Origin of the sequence: Frankia canadensis (assembly GCF_900197875.1) — a bacterium.
Lineage (GTDB): Bacteria > Actinomycetota > Actinomycetes > Frankiales > Frankiaceae > Frankia > Frankia canadensis.
This window is the reverse complement of record NZ_FZMO01000031.1, coordinates 1-19,873: the sequence shown is the minus strand read 5'-3', so window position 1 is coordinate 19,873 and position 19,873 is coordinate 1. Positions and strand designations below refer to the sequence as shown.

General features: G+C 73.9%; 13 protein-coding genes. 10 read left to right on the top strand and 3 right to left on the bottom strand.

Features of this window, described 5'->3' with window-relative positions:
• From C1A33_RS04165 to C1A33_RS04155, 3 genes are all read left to right on the top strand, one after another.
• On the top strand, positions 1-1,035 hold a 1,035-nt coding region (locus C1A33_RS04165; RefSeq protein ID WP_101830203.1), incomplete at its 5' end, for a UDP-glucose--hexose-1-phosphate uridylyltransferase.
• Positions 1,032-2,222, top strand: a complete 1,191-nt coding sequence (gene galK, locus C1A33_RS04160) for a galactokinase (protein WP_243407165.1) — start codon at positions 1,032-1,034, stop codon at positions 2,220-2,222. The genes C1A33_RS04165 and galK, both read left to right, overlap by 4 nt.
• A 133-nt stretch (positions 2,223-2,355) precedes the next feature.
• Positions 2,356-3,498: a CE1 family esterase gene (locus C1A33_RS04155; protein WP_243407164.1), complete on the top strand. Its 1,143-nt coding sequence runs from the start codon at positions 2,356-2,358 to the stop codon at positions 3,496-3,498.
• Between the two features lie 305 nt (positions 3,499-3,803).
• On the opposite strand, the gene hrpA is transcribed toward C1A33_RS04155, so the two are convergent.
• A complete protein-coding gene (hrpA, locus tag C1A33_RS04150) occupies positions 3,804-7,838 on the bottom strand; it encodes an ATP-dependent RNA helicase HrpA (protein ID WP_101830205.1) in 4,035 nt (1,344 codons plus the stop codon).
• Between the two features lie 236 nt (positions 7,839-8,074).
• Between hrpA and C1A33_RS04145 the strand changes: the two genes are divergently transcribed.
• Positions 8,075-10,645 (top strand): sensor histidine kinase, encoded by a 2,571-nt coding sequence (locus C1A33_RS04145; RefSeq protein ID WP_133150559.1) that lies wholly within the window; start codon positions 8,075-8,077, stop codon positions 10,643-10,645.
• A 44-nt stretch (positions 10,646-10,689) separates the two neighbouring features.
• Here C1A33_RS04145 and C1A33_RS04140 read toward each other — a convergent pair whose 3' ends face one another.
• The gene (locus C1A33_RS04140) at positions 10,690-11,556 is read right to left on the bottom strand and encodes a helix-turn-helix domain-containing protein (protein WP_101830201.1); all 867 of its coding nucleotides are present in this window, start codon (positions 11,554-11,556) and stop codon (positions 10,690-10,692) included.
• Between the two features lie 1,254 nt (positions 11,557-12,810).
• Here C1A33_RS04140 and C1A33_RS04135 point away from each other — a divergent pair.
• The 6 genes from C1A33_RS04135 (at position 12,811) to C1A33_RS04110 (ending at position 18,333) form a co-directional block, all read left to right on the top strand.
• On the top strand, positions 12,811-13,047 hold the full coding sequence (locus tag C1A33_RS04135) for a DUF397 domain-containing protein (protein WP_101830200.1): 237 nt from the start codon (positions 12,811-12,813) through the stop codon (positions 13,045-13,047).
• A gap of 57 nt (positions 13,048-13,104) precedes the next feature.
• Positions 13,105-13,995: a hypothetical protein gene (locus C1A33_RS04130; protein WP_243407163.1), complete on the top strand. Its 891-nt coding sequence runs from the start codon at positions 13,105-13,107 to the stop codon at positions 13,993-13,995.
• 264 nt (positions 13,996-14,259) lie between these two features.
• Positions 14,260-14,670, top strand: coding sequence for a GlcG/HbpS family heme-binding protein (locus tag C1A33_RS04125; RefSeq protein WP_101830199.1), 411 nt, complete (start codon positions 14,260-14,262; stop codon positions 14,668-14,670).
• Between the two features lie 214 nt (positions 14,671-14,884).
• Positions 14,885-16,039 carry an ABC transporter substrate-binding protein gene (locus C1A33_RS04120; RefSeq protein ID WP_243407162.1) on the top strand — a complete coding sequence of 385 codons (1,155 nt, stop codon included), beginning with the start codon at positions 14,885-14,887 and terminating at the stop codon, positions 16,037-16,039.
• Between the two features lie 193 nt (positions 16,040-16,232).
• Positions 16,233-17,222 carry a malate dehydrogenase gene (locus C1A33_RS04115; RefSeq protein WP_101830197.1) on the top strand — a complete coding sequence of 330 codons (990 nt, stop codon included), beginning with the start codon at positions 16,233-16,235 and terminating at the stop codon, positions 17,220-17,222.
• A 106-nt stretch (positions 17,223-17,328) separates the two neighbouring features.
• The gene (locus C1A33_RS04110; RefSeq protein WP_101830196.1) at positions 17,329-18,333 is read left to right on the top strand and encodes an effector-associated domain EAD1-containing protein; all 1,005 of its coding nucleotides are present in this window, start codon (positions 17,329-17,331) and stop codon (positions 18,331-18,333) included.
• A gap of 30 nt (positions 18,334-18,363) precedes the next feature.
• Here C1A33_RS04110 and C1A33_RS34565 read toward each other — a convergent pair.
• A partial coding sequence (locus tag C1A33_RS34565; RefSeq protein ID WP_165818218.1) for a hypothetical protein occupies positions 18,364-19,873 on the bottom strand: 1,510 nt, incomplete at its 5' end.

Here is a 19,873-nt window from a genome sequence, read left to right as displayed (position 1 = left end):
CCCCCGGCCGTCCCCTTCGACCCGACCTGCGAGCTGTGCCCCGGCAACGAGCGCGCCGGCGGCACCTCCAACCCCGACTACCAGGGCACCTACGTCTTCACCAACGACTACCCGGCCCTGCGCCCCCCGTCGGACGACGAGGTCCCGCCCGAGCCCGACCCCGCGGGGACAGGCCTGCTGCGCCGCGCGGCGGCCCACGGCACCTGCCGGGTGATCTGCTTCGGGCCGGACCACGGCCGCGGGCTGGTGGACATGACCCACGTCGAGGTCCGCTCCGTCGTCGACACCTGGGCGGCGCAGGACGCCGAGCTCGGCGCGCGCTGGCGCTGGGTGCAGATCTTCGAGAACCGGGGCACTGCCATGGGCGCGTCGAACCCGCATCCCCACGGCCAGGTCTGGGCCTGCGACGCGCTGCCCGACGAGGCCGCCGTCGAGGACACCCACCAGCGGGAGCACTTCGCCCGCTCCGGCAGTTCCCTGCTGCTCGACTACCTGCGCACCGAACTCGTCGCCGGGGAACGGATCGTCCTCAACGAGGAGGACTGGGTGGTCGTCGTGCCGTTCTGGGCGATGTGGCCGTTCGAGACGCTGCTGTTGCCTCGGCGCCCGGTGAGCCGGCTCGCCGACCTCGACCCCGCCCAGCGCGACGGCCTGGCGCACGTCCTCGGCCGGCTGCTCGCCGGCTACGACGCCCTGTTCGCCCATCCGTTCCCGTTCTCGATGGGCTGGCACGGCGCCCCCGGACCGCACCCCGCGCCCACGCCGCCCACGCCGCCCATGCCGTCCGACCGGCGCCCGGAGACGGTCTGGCAGCTGCATGCCCACTTCTACCCGCCGCTGCTGCGCTCGCCCACGATCCGCAAGCACGTCGTCGGCTACGAGATGTTCGCCGAGGTGCAGCGCGACCTCACCCCGGAGGATGCCGCCATCCGGCTGCGTACGGTCATGTCGGCGTCCTGGGACAGTGTGGTGACCCTGCCGCCCACGGCCGCCACGGCCCTGCCGGGCAGCCCGCTGCATCTGCGCCCCTCGTGACGCCCGTGCTCCACCTGACGGCGGCCGACCGCGCGGTGCGGGCGTTCGTCGCCGCCTACGGCCATCGGCCCACCCACCTGGTCCGCTCGCCGGGACGGGTCAACCTCATCGGCGAGCACACCGACTACAACGACGGCCTGTGCCTGCCGATGGCGATCGACCGGGAGCTGTGCATCGCGCTGCGCGGCGACGACGACCAGACCGCCGGCGACCCGTGCGTGCGGCTGGTGTCGGAGCGGGAACCCCTCCCGGCCGTGGTGCCGCTGCCGCCGCCGGCGCCCGACACGCCCCCCGGTGGCCGGGCCGCCGGCTGGGCCCGCTACGTCGAGGGCGTGGCGGTCGCGGTCGAGACCGTGGGGAGGCAGGTGGGCTGGCACGGCGCGCTCGCCAGCGACATCCCGCCCGGGGCGGGGCTGTCATCGTCGGCGGCTCTGGAGCTCGCCGTCGCCGTCGCCGCCACGAGCCTCGCCGGGGCCGTGCCACCGCTGGTGACGCTCGCGACGCTCGCGCAGCGGGCGGAGAACGCGTGGGTGGGCGCGGCGACCGGCCTGCTCGACCAGCTCGCCTGCGCCGGTGGCGTCGCCGGGCACGCGCTGCGCGTCGACTGCCGGACCCGCGAGGTCACCCCGGTGCCGCTGCCGGCCGGGATCGCCGTCGTCGTCCTCGACACCGGCACCCGCCGGCAGGTCGTGACCAGCGCGTACGCGCAGCGCCGCGCCGAGTGCGAGCGGGCGGCGCGGGCGTTCGGCGTCCCGGCCCTGCGCGAGCTCACGCGCCTGCCGGATCGCGCCGCGGGCGTCGTGGACCCGGTGGCGCTGCGGCGCGCGGCGTTCGTCATCGCCGAGAACGCCCGGGTCGACGCGGTGGCCGAGGCCTTCGCCCGCGGGGACGCCGCCGAGGCGGGACGGCTGCTGCTGGCGGGTCACCGGGGGCTCCGCGACGAGTTCGAGGTGTCCGGGCCGGAGCTGGACGCGGCGGTGGCGGCAGCCGCGGCGGCACCCGGCTGCTTCGGTGCCCGGATGACGGGCGGCGGGTTCGCCGGGTGCGCCGTGGCGCTCGTCGAGCGGGATCGGCTCGCCGCATTCACGGAAGCGTTCACACCCGCCTATTCCGCCCGCACCGGTCGTAGCCCCGTGCTACATGTGTGTTCGGCGGTCGCCGGCACGTCCATCACCGTTCTCGGCTAGCCGCTGCCTCGCCTGCCCGATCGACGCTTTTCCGCCCGGCGGTGTGCTGTTCTGGCCCGGTATCGGGGAGCTTGATGGCAAGCGGGCTACCATGTCCGCTCTGACCGGGCCGAGATGAGGAGTTGAGAGGCCGGTGTCCGTGCTGGGCTGGGTGCGCGACGGGTTGTCGGGGCGCGGTCGCCGCCGGCATGCGGTGGCGGTCGCCGTCGTGGTTCTGGTCGGGCTGGTCGGGATCGTGGCGGCGGCCCTGCCGTCGTCCTCGTCCGCGACCACCGCGGCGAGCGTCGCCGCGGCTCTCGCCCCGACGGCTCTCGCCCCGACGGCTCTCGCCCCCACGGCTCTCGCCCCCACGGCTCTCCTCCCCACGGCTCGCGCCGCGGCGCCGGCGGCCGCCGGGAACCCCGCGCCCGACCTGCCCCGAGTGGGTGACGTGCCCCAGGCCGAGACCGACCCAGCGCTCCCCTCGACGGCCGCCACCCAGACGCCCGCCGCCACCCGGATGCCCGCCGTTCCCGGCAGCCCGGCCACGGCCGGGCCTGCGGGCGGGCAGGGCGGCGGTGTCGATCCGACGCGTCGGCTGACATCAGGGCGCACCTACGAACTGCATTCCGATCTCTGGCTGACGCCCGAGTTCCGCGGCGCCCCCCGGCCGCTGGTGATCATGCTGCATGGTCTGGTGAACACGGCGGACAGCCTGCGTGAGGCGTCTGCCGCCGACCCGTTCGCCGACACGCACGGCTTCGCGGTGGCGTACGGCGTCGCCGTGCGCGGCGCGTGGAACGCGGGCGGCTGCTGCGGCGACGCGACCGCGGACGACGTCGACTACATCCGTCAGATCGTCGACGACGCCGCCCGCCACGTCCCCGTGGACCGCTCCCGCGTCTACGTCTGGGGTTTCTCCAACGGCGGCATGCTTGCCGCCAGGATCGCCTGCGAGGCACCGGATCTGGTCGCCGCCGTCGGTATGGTCGGCGGCCAGGTGATGGCGTCCTGCCCGACCGTGCCCGTCCGCATGCTGCACATCCACGGCACCGCGGACACGACGGTGCCCTGGCGCGGTGGCTGGTCGGACTATCTGCACATGAACCTGCCTGACGGCGAGACCGAGGCCAGCCGTTTCGCTCCCGGTTCCGAGATCCGCCACCAGCTCTGGGACGGCGGCCACACCTGGCCCTGGTGGGCTGTCGGCGCCCTGTGGGATTTCTCGTCGCCTGCCTCGCTGGCCGCCGTCGGCCGCGGCGGAATCGTCTCGGTGCTGTCCGCGCCGCTTCCCTAGGACGCCCCAGCCTCCTGACCTCCTTCGTCCATGCCGTGGATGAATGCGTCGAGGTCGATGGTGGTGAGGGTGGGTGGTGTGGTCGAAAGACCCCGGTCTGGCCTGGATGATCACCGCAAGGGCGAGAAACCGTGTTACCGCGGGAACACGCGGCCCCGGCCGCCTACCCGGCCTGGACCGACAGCGATGGGCGCGGTGACGAGCGCGAGGGTCGAGGGGCTGTGTGCCCGCGAGGACGCACGACCCGGCCGACTGCCGAACCAGCCCGGCGACCTGGCCCGGCGAGCCGCGGGCCAGGTCGGCGGTCAGCCCAGCAGCGTGTCGATCGCGCGGTAGACCCGCTCCTCGGAGATGGGGTAGGGCGTGCGCAGGTTCTGCGCGAACAGGCTGACGCGCAGCTCCTCCAGCATCCACCGCACCCGGCGGATCTCCTCGCCCGGAGCGCGACCCGCGGGCACGGTCGCCAGCAGCTCCCGGTAGGCCTCCGCGGCGCGGGCGACGGTGGCCGTGTTGACGCGGTCGCGGTTCGGGTCGCGGGGGAGCCGCTCCAGCCGGCGCTGCAGCGCGGTCAGGTAGCGGGTCAGGTCGGCGAGCCGGTCGGTGCCGGTGTCGGTGACGAAGCCGCGGTAGATCAGCCCGTCGAGCTGCCGGCGGGCGTCGGCGACCGAGTCCGCCAGCACCGGCGCGCGCACGGCCCGCAGGGCCAGGTCGACGGTGTGCGCGAGCCCGAGGACGTCCTGCACCTCGCGGACGACGGCGAACGACGCCTCGGGCAGCCCGGCGCGCACCGCTGCGAGCAGCGTGGCGAAGGCTGCCTCATCCCAGGCGGGGCCCCCGCCGGCGGCGATCAGCCGGTCGGCGGCGGCGCGGACGCAGTCGTCGAGCAGGTCGGCGGCGTCGCGGTGCGGGTTGTTGCTGAGCGCGAGTTTCGCCGCGTTGGACAGCCGCCCGTTGAGGCCGCGGATCGGTGAGGGGACGCCGAGCAGCACCAGCCGCCGGGTGCCGGCCCACATGGCGGTGCGCTGCTCCGCCTCGGTGTCGGTGGCGCGCACGGCGACGGTGTCGCCCTCGTCGACGAGCGCGGGGAAGGCGCGTACCACGTGGGCGCCGCGGCGCAGCTCGACGACCTTCGGCAGGGTGCCGATGCCGTCCCAGGCGCGCAGGCCGGTCCGCTCGACACCGTCCGCCGCGGCGGCGACGGCCTCCCGGGTGCGCGGCCGCAGCCGCTGCTTGATGGCGTCGAGGTCCTTGCCCTCGGCGAGCACCTCGCCGCGGCCGCCCTCGACCCGGAAGGTGATCCGCAGATGGTCGGGGACGGCGGTCAGCGACCAGGAGTCGCGGGGGATCTCCGGGCCGCCCATCCGCCTCAGCTCGTGCTCTACCGCGAGGAGCAACGGCGTGCCGGCGTCCGGTGAAATGCGGGAGAGCACCGTGCGGGCGTAGTTCGGCGCGGGGACGAAGCTGCGTCGCACCGCCTTCGGCAGCGCCCGGATCAGCGCCGTCACCAGCTCCTCGCGCAGCCCCGGCACCTGCCATTCGAACCCGGCCGGATCGACCTGGTTGAGCACGGCCAGCGGGATGTGCGCGGTGACACCGTCGGCGGCCGCTCCGGGCTCGAACTGGTAGGTCAGCGGCAGCGTCAGCGCGGGGCCGAGGCGCCAGGTGTCCGGGTAGTCGGTCTCGGTGACCCCGCCCGCGCCGGCGGCGACGAGCAGCGCGGGGGTGAAGTCGAGCAGGTCGGGGGTGTCCCGGCGGGCCCGGCGCCACCAGGCGTCGAAGTGGCGGGCGGAGACGACGTCGGCGGGGACACGGTCGGCGTAGAAGGCGAACAGCGTCTCGTCGTCGACGACGATGTCGCGGCGGCGCGCCCGGTGCTCCAGCTCCTGCGCGTCGGCGAGCAGCTGCTGGTTGCGGCGGAAGAACTCGTGCCGGGTCTGCCAGTCTCCCTCGACGAGGGCGTGGCGCAGGAACAGCTCGCGGCACAGCGCCGGTTCGATCCGGCTGTACTGGACGGGACGGCCCACCACGATCGGCACCCCGTACAGCGTCACCCGCTCGTCGGCGAGCACCGCTCCCTGCCGCCGTGACCAGCGCGGTTCGCTGTAGGTGCGGTGCACCAGATGGCCGGCCAGCGGTTCGATCCAGTCCGGGTCGAGGCGTGCCGCGGTGCGGCCCCACAGCCGGGACGTCTCGACGAGCTCCGCGGCCATCACCCAGGCCGGCGGTCCGGACGGGCGCTGCTTCGGCGCGTCCGATCCGTCGCGGACGGTCTGGTCGGTGGTGGCGGTGCGGGCTGCGCGGCGGGCCAGCGCCGAGCCCGGCCACAGGGCGAACCGGCCGCCGCGGGCGCCGGCGTACTCGCGTCGCTCGGAGTCGTACCGGCCGATGTGCGAGAGCAGGCCGGTGAGCAGCGCCCGGTGCACCGCCCGCGGGTCGGCCGGGGCGGCGTCGGCGTCACCGACGGCGAGCTTCAGCTCCCGGGCGACGGCGCGCAGCTGGCCGTGGACGTCCTGCCATTCGCGGATGCGCAGGTAATTGAGGAACTCCGTGCGGCACAGCCGGCGGAACTGGTTCGCCGAGTGCTCCTCGCGGGCGTCGCGCAGGTACGTCCACAGGTTCAGGTAGGCCAGGAAGTCCGACGTCGGGTCGGCGAAGCGGGCGTGGCGCTCGTCGGCGGCCTGCTGGTGTTCCACCGGGCGTTCCCGCGGGTCCTGGATGGCCAGCGCCGCGGCGATGACCAGCACCTCGCGCAGGCAGCCCTGCTCGTCGCCGGCGAGCACCATCCGGGCCAGCCGCGGGTCGACCGGGATCCGCGCCAGGCGCCGCCCGAGCGCGGTGATGCGCCGCCGGGCGCCGTCCGCCGCCCGCGTGTCCGTGCCGGTTCCGGTGCCAGTGCCGGTGTCGGTGCCAGTGCCGGTGTCGGTGCCAGTGCCGGTGTCGGTGTCGAACGCGCCGAGTTCGGTGAGCAGCAGCTCGCCGTCGTTGATCTGGCGGGGGTCGGGCGGGTCGAGGAAGCCGAACGTCGCCATCTCGCCGAGCCCCAGGTCGGCCATCCGCAGGATGACCGAGGCGAGGTTGGTCCGCAGGATCTCCGGGTCGGTGAACTCGGGTCGCCCGGTGAAGTCCTCCTCGCTGTACAGCCGGACGCAGATGCCGTCGGCGGTGCGGCCGCAGCGGCCCTTGCGCTGGTTCGCCGACGCCTGCGACACCGGCTCGATCGGCAGCCGCTGCACCTTCGTCCGATGGCTGTACCGGGAGATGCGGGCGGTGCCCGGGTCGATGACGTAGTGGATGCCGGGCACGGTCAGCGACGTCTCGGCGACGTTGGTGGCGAGCACCACCCGCCGTCCGGTGTGCGGCTGGAAGACCCGGTGCTGCTCGCCGGCGGACAGCCGGGCGTAGAGCGGGACGATCTCGGTGAGCGGCCGCTGCTCGCGGGTCAGTGCCTCGGCGGTGTCGCGGATCTCCCGCTCGCCGCTGAGGAACACCAGGATGTCGCCGGGGCCCTCGGCGCACAGCTCGTCGACGGCCTCGCTGATCGCCTGCGTCTGGTCGCGCTCGACCTCGCTCTCGCCGTCGGCCGCCGCCAGCAGCAGCGGGCGGTAGCGGACCTCGACCGGGTAGGTGCGCCCGGACACCTCGATGACCGGGGCGTCGCCGAAGTGGGCGGAGAAGCGGGCCGTCTCGATCGTCGCCGAGGTGATGACGACCTTCAGGTCGGGGCGGCGCGGCAGCAGCGAGCGCAGGTAGCCGAGGATGAAGTCGATGTTGAGGCTGCGCTCGTGCGCCTCGTCGATAATGAGCGTGTCGTAGCGGCGCAGCGACCGGTCCGAGGAGATCTCGGCGAGCAGGATGCCGTCGGTCATGAGCTTGATCAGGGTGTCGTCGTGCACCTGGTCGGTGAAGCGGGTCTGGTAGCCGACGACGCCGCCGCCGGTCTGCGGCGCCGGGGTGGAGAGCTCCTCGGCGATGCGGTCGGCGACCGTGCGCGCGGCGATGCGCCGTGGCTGGGTGTGGCCGATCATCCCGCGCACGCCGCGGCCGAGCTCCAGGCAGATCTTCGGCAGCTGGGTGGTCTTGCCCGAGCCGGTCTCGCCGGCGACGATCACGACCTGGTGGTCGCGGATCGCGGCCAGGATCTCGTCCCTGCGCTGCGTGACGGGCAGGATCTCGGGGTAGGTGATCGCCGGCACACGGGCGCGCCGGCGTTCGACCCGGGCGGCCGCGCGCTCGACGTCCGCCGCGATCGACTGCAGGGCATGGGCGCGCGCCGCCGGTTCCCGGGTGCGCCGGTGGTCGGCGAGACGCCGGCCCAGCCGGTGGGCGTCGCGAGGGGCCAGCTCCGCGAGCCGGTCCCGCAGCTCGTCAACCCGCTCCAGGCGGTCGGGCTCCAGGCGGTCGGGGACGACGGGGGACGCGGGCGGCGGAGGATTCACGGGGTTTCCTTCCACACGCGGTCCAGCCTAGGGCACGCCCGCGCGGTCGAGGCCGCGCGCGAAGACGGGCGATACCGGCCATCGGAGCGCCGCGGCCTGTACCGTGCGACCTGTTCGCCGGGGAGGACGGAGCCACAGTGGTGACGGACCTGGACGATGCCTCGCCGGGAGAGCGGTGCGCGGGGCGGTTCGGCGGGATCGGGCCGGGGGCCGTCGACGGCGCGGGCGTGACGGACACCGCCTTCGGAGCCGCGGCGCTGGAGCTCGGGCGGGCGTCGATCGAGCCCGGCCGGGCCTACCAGGCGCTGGAGCGGGTCATGGCCGGGGTGCTGGTCGCGATGCGCGGGGTCGCCTGCGGGCTGAGCGTGTTCTATCTGTTCGTCTGGGACTGGTACGACACCCATCCGGCGGCCGCCGCGATGGTCGTCGCGGCCGTCACCTGGGACATCGTCTTCTGCGTAATCAGCCTGCGGCGCGGGGTCGGCCGCCCGCTCGCCGCGGTGAGCGTCGCCCTGGCGCTGGCCCTCGCCCTGACGGCGCGGGACTGGCTGCCGCCCGAGTCGGTGGGGGACACCGGGAACTTCGTGTTCCTCGCCGCGATCAACGGTGCCGCGGCGGCCGTCTGGGCCTTCCCGCCGGCTGTCGCGGCGGGCCTGGTGCTGCTGCTCGGCGGCGGTGCCCTCACGGGCGGCTGGGGGCACTTCCCTCAGGCCATCGCCGACACGGTGGTCCTGGTGATCACGCCAGGCCTGTTCGGCCTGTCGGTCGGCCGGCTGCGCGAGATCGCCCACACGGCGGACCGGCGCTGGGCCAACGTAGTGGCCCGCCACCGCGGGGAGGCGGTCGTCCTCGCCGTCGCCCGCGACCGCCGGGAGCGGGAACGGATCATCCACGACACGGTGCTCAACACACTGACCGGCATCGCCTGGGGCGGTGGACGGGACGTGGAGCTCGCCCGGCGCCGATGCGGGCAGAGCCTCGTCGCGGTGGAGGGGCTGCTCGATCCGGACGGTCTCGGCGGCCCATCGATCAACGAGCGGCTCGCTGAGGTCGTCGGGGAGGCCGCCGGGCGCGGGTTGATCATCACCCTCGACACCGGCGGCGGCGGGACCGGCGGCGGGACTGGCGGTGGCGGGACGGGCGGCGGCGGGATCGTCGAGCCGCCGGCCGTCGTCGTCGCGGCGTTCGCGGGAGCCGTGCGGGAGGCGCTGGCGAACGTCGAGCGGCACGCGGGCACCCGGCGGGCCCGGGTGCGGGTGGACGGTGGCCCGGATGTGCTGATCGTGCGGGTGTCCGACAGCGGGCGTGGGTTTGATCCGCGCCTGGTCGACCCGGCGCGCCTCGGGCTGCGCCGGTCCATCGCCGGCCGGCTCGAGGACGTCGCCGGGACCGTCACGATCACGTCGGCGCCGGGCGCCGGCACGACCGTCGACCTGCGCTGGCAACGTCCGGTACGGCCGGCGGACGCGGCCTGTCCCGGGGTCGGTGAGGGCCCGCCGCGTGCGCTGCGCCGGCGCGTCACCGCCCTGCTCATCGGCGCCGGCACCGACGTCCCAGGCGGGGCGCGGGGTGGGTTCGTGCCGGACCGGCGCGGGGTCACGGCGATCGCGGCCGACCTGGTGGCCGACTACGCGGCCGGGGTGCGGCGCGCGGTCGGGCACGTCGCCGGCCTCTGGTTGTTGATCATGCTTGCGCCCCTGGTCGCGACGCTCGGCTGGGTGCGGGTGCCGCTGTTGGCCGGCGCGCTGTGGACGGCACTGGCGGCCCTGATCGTGGTCACCGCCGTGCGGATCCGCACCCGGCCGCTGTCCGGTGCCGAGGCGGGTGGGCTGCTCGTGGCGAGCCTGGCGATCGCGGTGGTCGCCAGTGAGAACTCCCGCGGAGCGGACATCGTCCGCATCGCCGACTGGCCGCTGCTGGTCGTGCCGCTGCTGCTCGCGTTCATCACCGCCTCCCGGCCGACGCGGGAGTGGGTCGGCGCACTCGCCGCCACGATCGTGCTGTTCGTCGGCCTGGTCCTCGCCCGGGATCCGGGCAGTCCGCTGGTGCTCGCCCGACTCGGCTCCACCCTCTACGGCACCTGCGCCGTGCAGATCATCACGGCGATGCTCGGGCCGCTGTTGCGCGGCACGGCCGTCGCGACCGCGCGCACCCTCGCCGCCGAGGCGGAGATCGCCGCGCACGCCGACTCGGCGTCGATGATCCGCCGGGAGCGGCTCGCCTGGCTGGGCGCCGTCCAGCGCGACGCGCTTCCGCTGCTCGCGGGGGTCGTCGACGGCCGGCTTGATCCGCGGACGCCGGCGGTGCGCAGCGGGTGTGCGGTGCGGGCCGCGGCGATCCGGCGGATGCTGACCGGCGGCGGTCCGTCGTCGGCGCTCGCCGACCTCGACCCGGTGCTCGCGGATGCCGAGGGGGCGGGGATCGGCCTGGTCGTCCAGCGGGACGGTGACCTGCGGACGGCGCCGGCGGCGGTGCGCGTGGCGCTGGCCGACCGGGTCGGCGAGGTGCTCGCCGCGGCCCAGGGCGGGCGGGCGTTCGTCACGGTGCTGTGGGCGGCGTCGGGCGGCAGCGTCGTCGTGGGGATGCCCTGGCCCGACCGGGCCCCGCCGACGGTGTCCGCCCCGGCCACGGATCCTCTGGCGGAGCTCCAGGTCCACGTCGAGGTGGCCGACCGGTGGCTCAGCCTCGAGCTGACCTGGGCCTCGAGCTGACCTGGGCCTCGAGCTGACCTGGCCGGTGGCGAGCCGGCCGGGTGCTACAGCTCGTTGACGATGCGCCGGAGCAGGTCGGGCGTCTCGCCGGGGGTCGTGCTGTCGACGCTGAGGCGGTTGTAGACCTCCATGTAGCGGTCCACCTCCTCGCGCTTGTCCAGGTAGGACGAGCTGGTCAACTGCTCCAGGTAGACGACGTCGGGCAGGTCCATCTCCGGGAACCGCAGGATGGTGAACGCGCCGCCCTCGGCCGCGTGGCCGCCGAAGGCGAACGGCATCACCTGCAGGGTGAGGTTCGGCAGGTCGGAGATCGTGATCAGATGCTCGATCTGGGCCCGCATCACCTTCGGACCGCCGATGGGCCGGCGCAGCGCCGCCTCATCGACGACTACCCACAGTCGCGGAGGGTTGTGGCGATAAAGAAGTTTTTGCCGATTGACGCGAACGCTGACCCGCCGCTCGACCGTGTCCACCGGCAGGCCGCCGCCACCCTGCGCGATGATGGCGCGGGCGTAGTCCTCGGTCTGGAGCAGCCCGGGAATGAACTGCACCTCGTATGTTCGGATCAGTTGCGCCGACTCCTCCAGCCCGACGTAGGGCTGGAACCAGGACGGCAGGACATCATTGAAGTTCTGCCACCAGCCGGCCGTGTTCGCCTCCCGGACGAGCGACAGCAATGGCGCCCGCTCAGCTTCGTCCGTGACCTGATAGAAGGTTAGGAGGTCGGCGACGTCCCGTTCTTTGAAGCTGACTCGCCCCAGCTCCATCCGGCTGATCTTCGACTCGGACGCACGGATGTGGTATCCCGCGGTCTCTCGGCTGATGCCCTTCTCCTCGCGAAGTCGACGGAGCTGGGAGCCGAGCAGGATCCGACGAACCGTCGGCCCACTTCCCGGCTGAGCTGTCGTCACGGTCGGCCCCCTCGCCATCGGTCAACGCAAGAGTATGACATCTGATCTTCTGGATCCCGTTACGTCTCTGGTTCTCATGTCTGATCGGCTGTCGCTTGTTTAGCGTAGTGAGGGTTATTTGTATACTCGCTCACCGAGAGTGGGTGGCAGGGGAGTCTCGCCGCCGGAGTCGGATAGCCGCCCGCGGCCCGCGGGCCCGCTCGGTCGTCACACTCGGTGGTTCCGATCGTTCGGAGTGTTTGCGGCGGCCGGCCCGGCGAACCCGCCGCGCGTCATCTCGCCGTTCCGTTCCGTTGTCCGTCGCCCTCACCTCTTCTCCGGTTGTTTCGCCGTCCGAGCGGATCCGCGGCTCCGATTCCACCTGACGCCGCCGGGCGGGAGGAGTGCACGGCGGCCCACTCGGGTAGGTCCGCGCCGGTCGCGCCGGCGGCGAGGCTCGCGGGTGGCAACCGGTATGGGCCCCGGCGGCATCGGTCCGCCGGCCGTCTGGCCGGGTCGCCGGGCCGCGCCGGCGTGGGCGCCGAGGGTCCGTGTCGTGCGATGTCCTCCTGTGCGGTGTGGCGATGGGCCCTTGTTGCGTTATGTCCGTGGCAGCCGGGCGGCGTGATGCCCGACGTGTCGGACTCTGAACTTTTACACCAGTGGGGTACCTCTGGCGGGAGTCCCCGTGGGGCTCGCGAAGCTCGCGGGGAGAGGTCCCCGGTCGGCCCGGGCGGCATTCCCGCTCGTTAGGGGCCCTGTCCGTCGGCTTTGTCCGTTCTTGTCGCGGCCTGGAGGCTGCCGGCCGATGCGCGATTTCCCACTTTATGGATTTTCGTCGCTTATTCGGTGTCCCCTTCGGGCTATCGCGCGTCGTGCGCGGGCTTCCTCCTGTCGCGTGCCGGGTGCCGCCGGCGGGCCTGGACCCCCGGTCTGGACCCCCGGTCTGGACCCCCGGTCTGGACCCCCGGTCTGGACGCCCGGCCTGGACTCCCGGCCGGACCGCCGCCGTGGCGATAGGTCTGGCTGCCAACGACGATCGCACGTGAGGTTGTCTCACGCACATGCGCCCCGCTTGATGCACGTGCACCTGACCGTGCTGTATCGTGAGCCGAAGTTCGTGCAGGCGCACACGCGGACACGCCGGGCGGGGCTGGCGGGGCGGTCCCCTCGGCATGATCCACGGGGGTCCATCGCGGCGCGGCGGTGCGGCAGGCGGACTGCGTGAGGTGAGGGGTCGTCCCGGTGCGGCCTCCTCGGGCTTCGGGAGAGCGCATGAGCATGATTTACAGCGGCATGTCGGCGGCGGCGCTGGAGCGCGTCACCTGGCAGAAGAGCCGCCGGAGCAACTCACAGGGCAACTGTGTCGAGATGGCGAGGCTGCCCGGCGACGAGGTGGCCGTGCGCAACTCCCGCCACCCCAACGGCCCCGCGCTCGTCTACACCCGGGCGGAGATCGAGGCGCTGATACTCGGCGCCAAGGACGGCGACTTCGACAACCTCCTGCAGTAGCCGACTCCCGTCATGGTCCTGCTGACTCCGGTCGTCCCGTCGAGACAGGCGCGTGCCATGGCGGTCACGGATCCGACGTCGCACATCGACGTCGGCCTGGCCGCCGGCCTGCCCGATCGGATGGACACGCGGCGCAACGAGGCCCGCACCGTCCCTTCCCGAACCAGCCCGCCCTCGCGGTCGACGGTCGCGTTCGCGTGCCTGCCGGCTTCCCGGACCGGAGACAGCATGCCCACGCCGCCCACGGAACGGATCTTCAGTTCTGGGGATCTCCCCCTGCTTTCCCTGCCGGGCGCCGACGGGCTGATCACCTGTCAGTGGACGCACGAGACCGTCGGGCTGTCGGCGCCGCTGGAGGAGGGCGGCGACGCGATCGCCGAGCGCCGCCGGGCCCAGGTCGGCTTCGTCCTGGTGGAACCCGCGTGGCTCGTCCGGGCGGCGGCGGAGCGGGTGCGGGCGCCGGGGATCGACGCCATCGTCCTGCACGCCCACGCGAGCCCGCCCGGGCGCAGCGCGCTGGCGCTGGCCTTCGCCTCACACCTGCGCAACGTGCTGCGCCGGCCGGCCGGCGGCGTGGACCCCGCGCTGGGCAGCAACGTGGTCACCTCCGGGCTGCGCCCGGACCTGCGGGGATTCGGTGACCTGGTCCGCGTCCCCCACCTGGTGACGATCACCGACGGCACCGGCGCCGTCGCCGACACGATCGTCTGGGAGATCATGACGGGCGACCAGTTCGACGCCTGGCTGGACGGCGCCCCCCGGCCGGACCAGCGGGCCATCGAGGCACATCTGCCGGGTCTGCTGCGGCTGCGCGGCCTGCAGCGGCTGGGCCGGCTGGACCATCGGCGAGCCGGTGCCCTCGTCGACATGCTCGGTGACGGCCCGCTGACGACCCGCCTGATCCATCGCTTTCCCCGCGTGGTCCTCCCGTTGGCCGCCGCGGCCTGAACCGGCCGGCGGACCCTCGGACCCACCACGGCCGGCCCGCAACGGCGCGGGCCGGCCGTGGTGCCCTGCCCTGCCGGACCCCGCGGGGAGCAGTGGGGGCTCCACGGGCCCGGCGGGGCTTCGTGTGTCCTTCTGTGTGCCGTGGCCCATCTGGGGAACCGCGATGCGCGACGGTTGTTCTGCGGCGCGCCTTCCACCACCAGACCGGCGTTCTGGGCCTATGGTCAGGCGCACCGGAACGCCGCTTTATGGGGAGAGTCGCGGATGACCGTATCGCTCGAGGATGCCCGCCGGATCATCGCGGCCGGCGAAAGATATGCGATTCACCTCGGTCAACCGGTTAACCTCGCCGTCGTCGACCATGCCGGCATTCTGGTGGCCCACGTCCGCATGGACAACGCCCGCCTGGGCACGGTCGACATCTCCGTCGACCGGGCCTGCGCCGCGCGGGCGTCGGCGCTGCCGTCGCGCCTGGTCAACCACACCGGGGGTGAGCTGGGCGGGGGCGAGCCGGGTGACGACGGATGGTTCCGGCCCTCGTCCGCCGCCGGTTCGGGGCTGACCGGGGCGGTCCCGCTGTGGCGCAACGGCCTGATCGTCGGTGCGGTGGGTGTCAGCGGCGGCCCCACGCCACACGACGAGGCGATCGCCCGAGCGGCGGCCGCGGCCTACTGACGCCCAAAACCCATCCGGTCCATCGCCGCCGAATCTCACACAATCAACGGATCGGCACCAAAAGGCCTGATCGGCCGTCTAGCTTGGTGGCGTGGGGAGCGTCACGGTCGGGCCGGCCGGATCGCGCCGAGCCCGCCGGCGAGTGCACACCCGGCGGGCGCTTCTCGCCGGCTTCGCCTGTCTGACGTTGGCATTCGCAGCTGTCGCATGCCACGTGACCAGCGACAACGCGGCCGCGGCGCCCAGCTGCGACGAGCCTGGTATCTCCCCGGGCGCCGTGCGCCTCGGACTCGTCTATCCCGACACCGGCAACTCGGCGTCGTTGTTCCAGTCCTTCCGTGCCGGGGTCGACGCGCGGCTCGGGATCGCCAACGCCGCGGGTGGGATCGACGGCCGGCGGGCCGACTACATCTGGCGGGATGACGCCTCGAACCCGCGGGGCAACGCGGCCGCCGCCCGCGACCTGGTCGCCAACCAGCACGTCTTCGGTCTCATCGAGTCGACCTCCGTGGCCACCGGCTCCGCGGCCTACCTGCATGGCCTGGGCGTTCCGGTGACAGGCACCTCCCTGGAGGCCGCCTGGACGCAGAACGACAACATGTTCAGCTACTCGAACATGATCTCGGATGGCCCGTCGGTGACCACCTGGGGGGCGTTCGTCGCCGAGCACGGCGGCCGCCGGGCGGTCATCGCCCAGTCGGGCTTCTCCGCGACCTCGGTCACCCTGGCCGACAAGCTGACGCTGAGCCTGCAGGCGGCCGGCGTGCGGGTGGTGGGCCGGGTCGACGCGACCGGGCCGATCGACGTGGCGGGCATCGGGGAGAGGGTGCGCGACAGCGGCGCGGACGTCCTCGTCGGCGCGGTGACCGGAGCCGCCTTCGGCCAGGTCGTCGTCGGCGCCCGCGCGGCCCGCGCGAACCTGCGCGTCATTCTCTCACCGGTCAGCTACGACCAGCGGCTGCTGCAGGTGTTCGGCCCGGTGCTCGCCGGCGTCTACACCTTCGTCGACTACCAGCCGTTCGAGGTCGACACCCCGGCGCACCGTCGTTTCCTCGCGGCCATGCGGCTGTACGCGCCGCAGGTGTCGCCGCCGGCGCAACAGGCCGCGCTCGCCGGCTGGATCTCCACCGACATGTTCCTGCGCGGACTCGCCGCCGCCGGTCCGTGCCCGAGCCGAGCGGCGTTCATCCATGGCCTGCGCGCCACCAAGGGGTATGACGCCGACGGGCTGCTGCCCGCCCCGATCGACTTCTCGTCGCATTTCGGGCAGGTGAACCGCTGCTATACCTTTCTCCAGGTCGACGCGGACGCGCGGCATTTCGACCTGATCCGCCCGGCGCCCCGGTGCGGCACCGAGCTCGGCCAGTGACCCGCCCACCGTGGGTGGTGGTGTGAGCGGCTCGGGCTCGCCGAGCTCCCCGTCTGGCGGACGGTCGGACTAGCATCTCGAGCGCGACGGAAAAACTGCGTACTTCGGTGGTCCGGTCCACGATCGTCCGTCCGGCGGTCGGCCTGGCCGGCCCGCCGCCCGAGCGTCCGGATGACCGCACCAGGAGATGCCAGTGAGTTCAACGCCCGTCAACGTCACCGTCACCGGCGCCGCCGGTCAGATCGGCTACGCGCTGCTGTTCCGCATCGCGTCGGGTCAGTTGCTGGGCGCGGACACGCCGGTCAGGCTGCGCCTGCTGGAGATCCCGCAGGCGGTCCGGGCCGCCGAGGGCACGGCCATGGAGCTCGAGGACAGCGCCTTCCCGGCCCTCGCCGGAGTGGACGTGTTCGACGACGCCAAGCGGGCGTTCGAGGGCACCAACGTCGCCCTGCTCGTCGGCGCCCGCCCCCGCACCAAGGGCATGGAGCGCGGCGACCTGCTCTCGGCCAACGGCGGCATCTTCAGGCCGCAGGGCGAGGCGATCAACAGCGGCGCCGCGGACGACATCAGGGTTCTCGTCGTCGGCAACCCGGCGAACACCAACGCGCTGATCGCCCAGACCCACGCGCCGGACGTGCCGGCCGAGCGGTTCACCGCGATGACCCGTCTCGACCACAACCGGGCGATCGCGCAGCTGGCCAAGAAGCTCGGCGTCCCGAGCAGCGAGATCAAGAAGATCACCATCTGGGGCAACCACTCGGCCACCCAGTACCCGGACATCTTCCACGCCCAGGTCGGCGGCCGCAGCGGCGCCGAGGCCGTCGGCGACGAGAAGTGGATCGCCGAGGAGTTCATCCCGCGGGTCGCCAAGCGCGGCGCGGAGATCATCGAGGTGCGCGGCGCCTCGTCGGCCGCCTCCGCCGCCTCGGCCGCTATCGACCACGTCTACTCCTGGGTGAACGGCACCCCCGAGGGGGACTGGACGTCGGCGGCGCTGCCGTCGGACGGCTCCTACGGCGTGCCCGAGGGGCTCATCTCCTCCTTCCCCGTCACCTCCGCCGGCGGCCGGTTCGAGATTGTGCAGGGACTCGAGCTCGACGCCTTCTCCCGCGAGAAGATCGACGCCTCGGTGCGCGAGCTCGCCGAGGAGCGGGAGGCCGTGCGGGCGCTCGGCCTCATCTGAGCCTCACCGGTACGGCGGCGTGCCCCCGCGCCGCCGTACCGGGCCGAACGGCCATGTGCGTGGACTAGAATGATCGGGTCGGCCGCACACTGGTTCGGGGGAACGTGTGACGCAGAGGCTCAGCGAGGCGGAGATCGAGGCGCTGGCTCGCTCCTACAGCACGCGCACGCGTGCCATCCAGCTGCTCGAACGCGCCGGCCTGTCGCGGGACCGCGCGCCGGTGTTCGTCGACTCGGCGCGTGACTTCTGGTTCGAGGTCGCCTTCGTCGTCGAGGCGGGCGCCATGATCGACGGCCGGGCCCGCATCCTCGCGACCGCCGCCCGTGACTACCCGGGCAATCCCGCCTTCTCCGCGGCGCGGGCGTCGCCTCGGCATGGCCAGCACACCGGCCCGGAGTTCGGCCCGGGGCAGCCGGTCGACCTGCCGCGTCACGTCAGCCTGTTCTCCCTCGACGCCCGCGGGTACAGCAAGAACGATCTGCACGGCCAGGGCGACTGGCAGGACGGCCTGCGTGAGATCGTCGCCGCGGCGCGGAAGAACACCGGTCTGGTGGATCACCTCGTCGTCCTGTTCCAGAACTCGGGGGACGGCTGCCTGTGCGCCATCGACGGCTCGGTGGCCAAGGCGATCCTCGCCAGCGACTTCGTCCGTGAGCTGCGGATCGCCCAGAAGGCGTTCAACCGGTACCGGCCGGCCGACAGCCGGCTCCGGCTGCGCATGTCGCTGCACCAGGGCGAGATCGTGTCGAAGGCGGACGGTGCCGCCGGCGACGCGGTCGTCGTGACCACCCGCCTCATCGACGCACCGGCCGTGCGCCAGTTCCTCACCGACTATCCGGAGGCCGACCTCGTCCTGGCGATGTCGCCCGCCTTCTTCGCCAGCACCGCCGCCGAGCGGCTGCGGGATCTCGACCCGGAGCAGTTCACCGAGATCCCGGTGTCGGTGTCCGACAAGTACGAGGGCGTCGCGTGGGTCACCCTGCCCGGCCACCCGGGCAATCCACCTGTCCTGTCCACGCCGCGCGCCGGCGGCCCGGTGCCGGCCGGGACGTTCGGGGCCCGGCGTTCGGGCGGCGACGGCCCGCCGCCCTTTCCCGGCCGCCTCGCCTGACGTCCGGCGAGGCGGCGCGGGGTGCGGCGGTCAGGCGTCGTCAGCGGGCTGGGGGACACCGGTCGCGGCGGACAGCAGGCATCGCAGGCCCCCGCCGAAGGTGGTGCTGCCGTCGAAGCGGCTCCATTCGACCAGCGCCGTCATCATCGTGGCCAGCTCGGCGGTGGAGGCTTCCCCGGAGCGGGCCCGCTCGATCAGGCTGTGCAGCCGGGCTGTCCAGGTCAGCGCATCGTTGCCGGCGGAGCGCGCGCGCCGGGCCGCCTCGTCGATGCGGGCGCGGCGCAGGATCGGCCGGCCGATGGCGGTCGGCGCGTCCGCGAGGCGCAGCAGTCCCGCCGCCCGGCCCGAGTCGGAACCGACCCGTCCGTACGCGGCCAGGGAACGCCGCCACAGCTCCTCCGCCCGATCGCGGTAGGCGGGCCGCGCCGGCGGGATCGGCGTCCCGTCCCAGCCGCGGCTGAGCGTCTGCGCTCCGCCGTCGGGGTAGCCGGCCCAGTCGCCGCGGACGAGCGCGGCATGGGCCAGCGTCGCGTCGTCGACGTCGCCCGCGGACTCCACCACGTCCAGCGCCCGGTTGGCGTCGGCCTCGCGACCCATGCGGAACAGCAGATCGGCCCGCAGGATCGTGCCGTAGGCGCTGGCCTGGCGCACGGGGAGTTCGGCCAGCCGGCCCACGAACGCGTCCGCCGCGCTGAGCGCCTGGGCGGCCATCTCGCCGGCGGTCGGGGCACGCAGCCCACCCTCGCCACCCGCCTGGCTCGGCGGCGGCACGGCCACGGCCGTTCCCCGCGGACCCGCCGTTGCGTCCGGACCGGTCGTCGCGTCCGCTGCCTCGGGCCGCAGGTGCCTGGGTCTGGGTCTGGGTCTGGGTGGCATGAGGCTCAGGGGCGCCGGGGCGGGTTGCGCCGGATCCGGGCCGCCCGCCGGCTCCTCTGACGGTGCCGCCAGGGCCGCGGAGAGGGCCGGGCGCCGCGGTGCCCTGTCGGGTGGGGACGAGAGCGGCGGCGGGAAGGCGGGCAGCGGCGGGAGCGGCGGCGTGACCCCCCGTGGGAGGGCGAGGGTGTCGGCGGATGCGCTCAACCCCTTGCCGGGAGTGGGGGTCTCGTCGGGTCCGGATACCCGCCGCCCGCCCCGGCCGAGCATCGCCGGCAGCAGGCCGCGCCCGCGCGGAGCCGTCCGGTGCGCCTCCCGGTCGGCGGCGGGCTGGCGGGCGAGGCCGCTGCTACCACTCCACCCGAGGTACATCGGCAGGTAGGACTCCGGCGAGGGGAATCCGGCGTCCGGCGCCGACCGCGGGGCGGCGGGTGGTGCGGTGGAGGGCGGCGGTGGGGCGTCGCTGTCGCTGGGCGGTGCCTGGCTGTCGGCGGAGGGCGCGTCGGTGGCTGCGGGAGGCACGTCGCCGTCGGGCGGTCGGGGAGCGGCGAACACGGTGATCATCGGCGTGGTCGGGGCCTCGGCGAGGACGATGGGCCGGGTGGTGAGGCCGTCGGGCGACGTGTCCAGCACCGTCGGCGGGCTTGCCGGGCCAGCGGCGGGGGAG

Bases quoted from the DNA above. Each gene is read 5' to 3' on its own strand.
- C1A33_RS04135 (WP_101830200.1), top strand. From the start codon at position 12,811: ATGAGCATGATTTACAGCGGCATGTCGGCGGCGGCGCTGGAGCGCGTC.
- C1A33_RS04125 (WP_101830199.1), top strand. From the start codon at position 14,260: ATGACCGTATCGCTCGAGGATGCCCGCCGGATCATCGCGGCCGGCGAA.
- C1A33_RS04130 (WP_243407163.1), top strand. From the start codon at position 13,105: ATGGCGGTCACGGATCCGACGTCGCACATCGACGTCGGCCTGGCCGCC.